A 2,132-nucleotide genomic window follows, 5' to 3' on the forward strand; every position below is an offset into this window, starting at 1 on the left:
TCTCCATTATACGTCCTAAGTGTTCTGTCTTGTGCTATACATCAGGAGCCGTGTGCTGGGAAACTCGCAAGCACGGTTTGGAATTGGAGTTGGGGAAGGTGACTTCTCTTTCGACCATAACACAGTCAGGCTAGGAGCCGTATGAGGTGAAAGTCTCACGTACGGTTTTGTATGGGAGGGGGAGATGGCGACATCTCTCTCGACCCCTACTCAGTTCGAGGAAGGTATGGAAGAGCAGAGAGAGGATATTAAGGGTTGCCAGTAAAGAGGAAAGATGCTGCTTACCATGGCCGAAATTGTGTTCCAGATTGTAGCCCTTGGTCTTGAGGGTGTTGTGGTTTTCATTTTCCACCTTCCACCGGGTTCGCCCTGCCAGCACGACTTCTGCGACATTTTCCTCACTGAGGGGATAATTCGTAGCAAAGGCATTGTGATAGCTCACCTGGCCATCGGCAGTGGTGACGGTGAGTTCGCACCAGTTGACCAACAGGGCATCATCACTGTCTCTGAGCGGCACGGCGTTGAGATAGCGGTAGGTATAGGTTTCCTCGACTTTCCCGGTCCAACCAAGGGTTGTGACTGTGGGTAGCTCAATGCCATCAAGGTGTTCATGGAGGGTGGTGTGGGACTCCTGACGACAGACGAGGATGAAGTTGAGTTGGTGCTTTAGAAATTGCTCACACAAGGGTTGGTGACAATACAGGTCATCCCCTAAGACCGTAACGTTCCATCTAATGATACGTTCCCCTTGCCGCGATAATCACCGTTTGGCTGCCGCCGTCTCACAGTCCTGCTTGTCATGACCATCTTGGGGCACGATAAATTCAGGAACCAAGGGAATCAGATGCTTTTGTCCTGGACAAACGATGACCGCAGTCACCACCCCATGGAAGTAATGGGTTGCCCCAGACTTATAGGTGCGTGTCGAGCACTGGGGGCAGTGGATTTTCTCCGAACTCAAATATTCAGTCCCATCCAACGCCACTAACAGACTGTTGACAATAGAACGGAATTTTACCAACTGCCCCTGGACTTCGAGCACCGGCAAGATATCCTCAAAGACCGGAAAGATGTGGTCTGGTGACACTGTCGCCCAAAAATCCCGGATGTGGTTGTCGCCGGGAATTTGATGAACCCCAAACAAGCTTTGAGCATTGCTCTTGCCTTTGTTGCCTTCCATCGTGCGTTGATAGGCAAGGAATGATGGGGTTTGAGTGAAGAACACACTAAACGCGCGATTGGCTGCGTCTTCCATCCCATAGTGGCTATTCTTACCAGTAGGCTTGTCCGGTAACGAGGACAAACGCTGGCGAAAAGAACTGACGATTGTGTCAAACAACTCATGTTTTTCCAACGGCTCTGACCCTATTGGCTCTTGGATGTCCTTACAGTACCCCATTTTCCGTCCTTGAGTCGCTTTTTTATCAAATGAGAATTGCTGATATCATCCAATGCCTATTGACATATAGGTGTCAGCTGATCTATAATGGAGAGGTTTGAGTACAACGGGATGTAGCGCAGCTTGGTAGCGCGCCTGCTTTGGGAGCAGGATGTCGCAGGTTCAAATCCTGTCATCCCGATTTAACTTAAACCCTTATCCTGACTACTATCGCGGGAATTGCTTTAACCCGATAGTCGTACCGTTACACTCAAAATACACGTGCGAGACGTTCAGGCATGAAATAAGGTTGCAATACCTGAAATAACCGCCTGGTGGGGATTTCAACCCCTCGGTTGAATATAAGGAGCGCACTCCTGACCATCCCCATAACTGTTTATATGTCCCGACGCTTGGAGAAATCTAAGCAAGGCAGGGAACTCAAGGTCATAAACAAACTGAGAAATCAGGGAGTAGAGAGTAAAGGCGATAGCCACCCCCAATTTTGGGAATCACAACCCCAGGATTGAAGCGGGGAACGGAAGGCGTGAAGTAGAACCTACTACCAGATGCGACCACTGCCAACCATCCATGATTAGGGAAACCGAATGTCCGGCTTGAACCATCGTAATGAGTGAGTAGCGAAATAGGTTGATACGCTGCGTTCAAAAGAACATGGGGAAAAGTAGGAGTTTGTTTGTACTATAGCATTAGTCAAGGTGGTTAGGACGCAGCTTTGAGAACGGAATCCATG

The 2,132-nt window shown here is 49.2% G+C and carries 1 tRNA gene and 1 pseudogene; one reads left to right on the forward strand and one right to left on the reverse strand.

Going from position 1 to position 2,132, the window contains the following annotated elements:
- Positions 1-130: 130 nt before the first annotated feature.
- A pseudogene (locus tag P5683_RS24335) lies at positions 131-1,327 on the reverse strand (transposase).
- Between the two features lie 179 nt (positions 1,328-1,506).
- On the opposite strand from P5683_RS24335, the gene P5683_RS24340 reads away from it, so the two are divergent.
- Positions 1,507-1,580, forward strand: a tRNA-Pro gene (locus P5683_RS24340).
- Positions 1,581-2,132: the final 552 nt, after the last annotated feature.

This window comes from Limnospira sp. PMC 1279.21 (assembly GCF_032349615.1).
Classification (GTDB): domain Bacteria; phylum Cyanobacteriota; class Cyanobacteriia; order Cyanobacteriales; family Microcoleaceae; genus Limnospira; species Limnospira fusiformis.